Raw genomic sequence first — 6,000 nt, forward strand, 5'->3', positions numbered from 1 at the left:
CTTCTTTGGAGAGACTGGTCAGGTACCCACCGTAGAAGTCCCAGGCAGCGGCCTCGCCCAGTGCGAGGCCGTTTTTATTTCCCCGCCCTGCAGCTGATAGCGTGTGAACTTTAGATGCCCTGCTCAATCAAAGTTTTCACAAGCCACAACTTGCAATGCTCGATGTCAGCATTCGGTAAATAAGCCTGTTTGCCCATTTATCGATTGCTATAATCGATCTTGCTGGCGCGGAACGATGCATCGGCACTGCACGCTTGATCCTCATCGAGCCTTCAGTGCGCTTAGGTACTGGCAATCAGCCCACGCATACAACAACGACACATTTGAACAATCAGGTATTACTGTGACGAAAGACGAACTGCGCGCGGAACTCGAGCGCCACGCTGAACGTTACAAGGAAGTTTATGGTGGTGAAGTCACCACCTACGCCGCGCAATCGGATCCGGAACGCAAACCCTGGCGCAAGCGTGCCACAGTTCAGGATCAGGCGTTCAGTCAGGAACTGGAAAAGATGGAAAAGGAATTGCGCGGCGAACAATCCTGAGCAGCGCCTTCCGCTTCATTGCGTCGTGGGACGAGCGCCCTCGACGCGGCCTGTTTTTTCCTGGCAACCTTGGATGAAATGGAATTACACAAATTTCATACATCTGTTTGAATGCCGCAGACCCTCTGCCTTTTTTGCAAAATTGGCGAAATTCGTTGGATTTTGTGATTTTTACCGGAATTTTTCACGTTTCAGCATGTATCCAAACGCCCTGAGAAGGGGCTCACAAAGCTGCCACTGGTCTGCAGCGGGTGCATCGATTGCCAAGGTTTTCTGGCATAATCGCGCCCCCCATATGACCGCCAGACAACCTTCATGATCGATTTATTCAGCGGACTTGATGCCTGGGTATTGGTGAGCCTGCTACTCGCCTTGACCTTCGTGCTCGCATTCGAGTTCATCAATGGCTTTCATGACACCGCCAACGCGGTAGCCACCGTCATCTATACCAAAGCCATGCCACCACACCTGGCCGTGTTCTTCTCCGGGGTGTTCAATTTCCTTGGGGTTCTGCTCGGTGGTGTCGGGGTGGCGTATGCCATCGTCCACCTGCTGCCGGTCGAACTGCTGATCAACGTGAACACCGGCCACGGCCTGGCCATGGTCTTCTCCTTGCTCGCCGCGGCCATCACCTGGAACCTCGGCACCTGGTATTTCGGCATCCCGGCCTCCAGCTCGCACACCCTGATCGGCTCGATCCTCGGTGTCGGCCTGGCCAATGCCATGATCAACGACATCCCGCTGGGTGACGGCGTCAACTGGCAGAAGGCGATCGACATCGCCATATCGCTGGTGGTCTCCCCCATGGCCGGCTTCGCTGTCGCCGCCCTGGTGCTGATCGGCCTGAAATGGTGGCGCCCGCTGTCGAAGATGCACAAGACTCCGGAGCAACGTCGCAAGCTCGATGACAAGAAGCACCCGCCTTTCTGGAACCGCCTGGTACTGGTGATTTCGGCCATGGGCGTGAGCTTCGTGCACGGCTCCAACGACGGCCAGAAAGGCATCGGCCTGATCATGCTGGTACTGATCGGTATCGTGCCTGCCAAGTTCGTACTCGACCTGAACAGCACCACTTACCAGATCGAGCGTACCCGCGACGCCACCACGCACCTGAGCCAGTTCTACCAGCGCAACGCCGCTACCCTGGGCGAGTTCCTGGCACTGGGCAAGGCCCAGGTGAGCGACCTGCCGGAGCAGTTCAGCTGCAACCCGCAGCAGACCGAACCGACCATCAACGCGCTGCAGTCCTCGTTACAAGGCGTGACCGACTACCGCGACCTGAGCGCCGACAAGCGCGTGGAAGTCCGCCGCTACCTGCTCTGCCTGGACGACACTGCCAAGAAGGTCGGCAAGCTGCCCAGCCTGAACGCGCGTGAAAAGGCTGACCTGGACAAGCTGCGCAAGGACCTGACCGCCACCACCGAGTACGCCCCGTTCTGGGTGATCGTTGCCGTTGCCCTGGCCCTGGGCCTGGGTACCATGGTTGGCTGGAAGCGCGTGGTACTGACTGTTGGCGAGAAGATCGGCAAGCAGGGCATGACCTACGCCCAGGGCATGTCGGCACAGATCACCGCAGCGTGCGCCATCGGCATGGCCAACGTGTTCGCCCTGCCGGTGTCGACCACTCATGTGCTGTCGTCCGGTGTCGCCGGCACCATGGTCGCCAACAAGAGCGGCCTGCAAGGCGGCACGGTGAAGACCATCCTGCTGGCCTGGGTACTGACCCTGCCGGCCTCGATGGGCCTGGCGGCCGGCCTGTTCTGGCTGGCGTCCAAGGCGATCAGCTGAGCTACCCCGCCGACATGAAAAAGGCGCCCTCGAGGCGCCTTTTTCATAGGGTCTGCACTGGCCCTATCGCCGGCAAGCCGGCTGCCACAAGGGCGGCGTTGCGGGGCAACTAGCGCTTCTTGCCCCCCAACAACGACCCCATCAACCCACGCATCAGTTGTCGCCCCAGCTGGTTGGCCGCCTGACGCACTGCCGACTTGATCGCCTGCCCTGCCGCACTTTGCAGGAACTCCCCAGCCTTGTCGGCCAGGCTGTCTTCCTCGGCATTGGGCACCGGTGTCGGCTCTACAGGCTCACCCTTGCGCTGGGTCAGCATTTCATAGGCCGACTCGCGATCGACCGGCTTGTCATAGCGCCCCAATAACGGTGACCCGGCAATCAATGCTGCCCGCTCGGCCTGGCTCAGGGGGCCGATGCGCGATTGCGGTGGCGCGACCAGTACACGCTGCACCATCGCGGGCGTGCCCTTGTCTTCCAGGGTACCGACCAATGCTTCGCCGATGCCCAGCTCGGTCAGCACCGCCAGGCTGTCGAAGGCCGGGTTGGGGCGGAAGCCATCTGCCACCGCGCGAAGCGATTTCTGCTCCTTGGCCGTGAATGCCCGCAAACCATGCTGGATGCGCAAACCCAGCTGCGCCAACACGGTATCCGGCAGGTCGCCCGGCGACTGGGTGACGAAAAACACCCCCACCCCTTTGGAGCGGATCAGTCTCACCACCTGCTCCAATCGGTCCTGCAACGCCTTGGGCGTGCCATTGAAAAGCAGGTGGGCCTCGTCGAAGAACAGCGCCAGCATGGGCTTGTCGGCATCTCCGCGCTCGGGCAACTGCTCGAACAGCTCCGCCAGCAACCACAGCAGGAAGGTTGCATAGACCTTCGGCGCATCATGCACCAGCCGGCTGGCATCGAGCAGATGGATGCGCCCTCGACCATTGTCGTCAGGCTGCAGCAAGTCCTCCAGTTGCAGCGCCGGCTCGCCGAACAGCGCCTCGGCGCCCTGCTGCTCCAAGGTTGCCAGGCGACGCAGAAGGGCCTGGGTCGAGCCGCTGGTCATCAGGGCGCTGTCCTCGCCCAGCAATTTCGGGTTGTCCTTCAAATGCGCGAGCAGCGCCTTGAGGTCCTTGAGGTCGAGCAACAGCAGCCCTTCCCGGTCGGCCACCTTGAACGCCGCATACAGCGCGGCCTGCTGGCTATCGGTCAGCTCCAGCAAGTTGCCGAGCAGCAACGGGCCCATTTCGCTCAGGGTGGTGCGCAAAGGATGGCCGGATTGCCCGGCGATATCCCACAAGGTCACCGGATACGCACGCGGCTGATGGCCAAGCCAGGGCATCCCGGCAATCCGCTCGGCCACCTTGCCTTGCGGCGCACCGGCAGCGCCAAGGCCGCACAGGTCGCCTTTGACATCGGCTGCGAACACCGCCACGCCAGCATCACTGAACGTTTCCGCCAGGTGCTGCAAGGTCACGGTCTTGCCGGTACCGGTTGCACCTGCCACCAAGCCATGGCGGTTGGCCAGGCGCATGGCTTGCGTGACCGGTTGCCCATCCGGGCCCGCACCTATGACCATGCTCAAAGAATCCGACATCTTTTTGATCCTCTTCTCAAGCTTTACTGCCTGTTGGCCGATACCTCAGGGGATATTCGCCATGAAAGACAGGAACAACCCAAAGGACTACCCGGGATGTTGCACTGTTTTATAGCTGTATTCGTGCGAACGCCCGATAAAAACCTTAGCGGAACCGATTACGCCATGAACAAAAGCCTTCGTTTCAGCCACAAGATTCTTTTGGCGGCCTCACTGATCGTGATAGTCGCCTTCAGCCTGTTCACCCTTTACAACGATTACCTCCAGCGTAATGCGATCCACGAGAATCTGGAGAATTATCTGGCTGAAATGGGCGAGTCCACTTCGACCAACATCCGCAACCTGTTCGAAGGCCGTATCAAGCTGGTCGAGAACCTGGCCCAGAACATTGCCCAGCAGCCCGAGCAAGCCGAAACGCTGATGGGCCAGAATGCGTTGATCTCGAGCTTCCTGACCGTGTACCTGGGCAAGGTCGATGGTGGCTTCAGCGTGCGCCCCGACTCGAAGATGCCCGAAGGCTATGACCCTCGCACCCGCCCCTGGTACAAGGACGGCATGAGCGCCCAGGGCGTTACCCTCACCGAGCCTTACCTGGACATGACCACCAACAAGATGGTCATCGGCATTCTCAGCAAGGTATCCAGCAGCGTTGGCGTGGTCGGTGGCGACCTGGCCCTCGACGGCCTGGTGCAGATCATCAATTCATTGAACTTCGGCGGCATGGGCTACGCCTTCCTGGTAAACGACCAGGGCAAGATCCTGGTTCACCCGGACCAGCAGATGGTGATGAAGTCGCTGTCGGACCTGTTCCCGCAGCGCACGCCGAAACTGTCCGGTGAGTTGACCGAAGTCGAGGCCGATGGCCAGACCCGCCTGCTGACCTTCACCCCAATCAAGGGCCTGCCTTCGGCCAACTGGTACATCGGCCTGTCGGTGGACAAGGACAAGGCCTTCGCCATGCTCAGCACTTTCCGCACCTCGGCGGTGATCGCCACCACGGTGGCGGTGGTGATCATCATCGGCCTGCTTGGCCTGCTGATCCGCGTGCTGATGCAACCGCTGCTGACCATGACCCGCGCCATGGAAGACATCGCCGAAGGCGAAGGCGACCTGACCAAGCGCCTGAGCATCCACAACCACGACGAGTTCGGCCTCCTCGGCACGGCCTTCAACCGCTTCGTCGAGCGGATCCACGGTTCGATCCGCGAAGTGTCCTCGGCCACCGAACAAGTCAACGAAGTGGCCCTGCGGGTGATCAGCGCCTCCAACTCGTCGATGACCAACTCCGACGAGCAGTCCAACCGCACCAACAGTGTCGCCGCCGCCATCAACGAGCTGGGTGCTGCCGCCCAGGAAATCGCCGGCAACGCCGCCCAGGCTTCGCAGCATGCAAGCTCCGCGCGCCTGCTGGCCGAGGAAGGACAACAGGTGGTCGAACGCAACATCGCGGCGATGAATCGCCTGTCCGACCTGATCGTCACTTCCAGCGCACACATCGAGACCCTGAACAGCAAGACCGTCAACATCGGCCAGATCCTCGAGGTGATCACCAGCATCTCCCAGCAGACCAACCTGCTGGCGCTGAACGCCGCAATCGAAGCGGCCCGGGCCGGTGAGGCCGGGCGCGGGTTCGCCGTGGTTGCCGATGAAGTACGCAACCTGGCGCACCGCACCCAGGAGTCGGCGCAGCAGGTGCAGAGCATGATCGAAGAACTGCAGGTCGGCGCCCGCGAGTCGGTCGAGACCATGGGCCAGAGCCAGCGCCACAGCCAGGACAGCGTGCAGATCGCCAACCAGGCCGGCGAGCGCCTGGACAGCGTCACCGTGCGCATCGGTGAAATCGATGGCATGAACCAGTCGGTGGCCACCGCCACCGAAGAGCAGACCGCAGTGGTCGACTCGATCAACATGGACATCAACGAAATCAACATGCTCAACCAGGAAGGGGTCGAGAACCTGCAGGCCACCCTGCGCGCGTGCTCGGACCTGGAGCAGCAGGCCAGCCGCCTGAAGCACCTGGTCGGCAGCTTCCGCATCTGACCTGAAGCACCGCGTCGTCCTTATCGCCGGCAAGCCGGCTCCC

At 61.1% G+C, this 6,000-nt stretch carries 3 protein-coding genes and 2 pseudogenes; 4 read left to right on the forward strand and 1 reads right to left on the reverse strand.

Annotated elements, in window-relative coordinates; translation table 11 throughout:
* Positions 1 to 343: 343 nt before the first annotated feature.
* Positions 344 to 544, forward strand: coding sequence for a hypothetical protein (locus PPL01S_RS07220; protein ID WP_016395585.1), 201 nt, complete (start codon positions 344 to 346; stop codon positions 542 to 544).
* Between the two features lie 315 nt (positions 545 to 859).
* Positions 860 to 2,332 (forward strand): inorganic phosphate transporter, encoded by a 1,473-nt coding sequence (locus PPL01S_RS07225; RefSeq protein WP_016395584.1) that lies wholly within the window; start codon positions 860 to 862, stop codon positions 2,330 to 2,332.
* Positions 2,333 to 2,441: 109 nt separating this feature from the next.
* On the opposite strand, the gene PPL01S_RS07230 is transcribed toward PPL01S_RS07225, so the two are convergent.
* Positions 2,442 to 3,917: a helicase HerA-like domain-containing protein gene (locus PPL01S_RS07230; RefSeq protein ID WP_016395583.1), complete on the reverse strand. Its 1,476-nt coding sequence runs from the start codon at positions 3,915 to 3,917 to the stop codon at positions 2,442 to 2,444.
* 309 nt (positions 3,918 to 4,226) lie between these two features.
* Here PPL01S_RS07230 and PPL01S_RS25965 point away from each other — a divergent pair.
* Positions 4,227 to 5,099: pseudogene (locus PPL01S_RS25965) on the forward strand (cache domain-containing protein); the annotation flags it as partial.
* Between the two features lie 261 nt (positions 5,100 to 5,360).
* A pseudogene (locus PPL01S_RS25970) lies at positions 5,361 to 5,957 on the forward strand (methyl-accepting chemotaxis protein); the annotation flags it as partial.
* Between the last annotated feature and the right edge of the window lie 43 nt (positions 5,958 to 6,000).

This window comes from Pseudomonas plecoglossicida NBRC 103162 = DSM 15088 (genome assembly GCF_000730665.1).
Classification (GTDB): domain Bacteria; phylum Pseudomonadota; class Gammaproteobacteria; order Pseudomonadales; family Pseudomonadaceae; genus Aquipseudomonas; species Aquipseudomonas plecoglossicida.

What these genes read in the sequence shown, in the direction of transcription:
- PPL01S_RS07225 (WP_016395584.1), top strand. Translation starts at nt 860, where the DNA reads ATGATCGATTTATTCAGCGGACTTGATGCCTGGGTATTGGTGAGCCTG.
- PPL01S_RS07230 (WP_016395583.1), bottom strand. Translation starts at nt 3,917, where the DNA reads ATGTCGGATTCTTTGAGCATGGTCATAGGTGCGGGCCCGGATGGGCAA.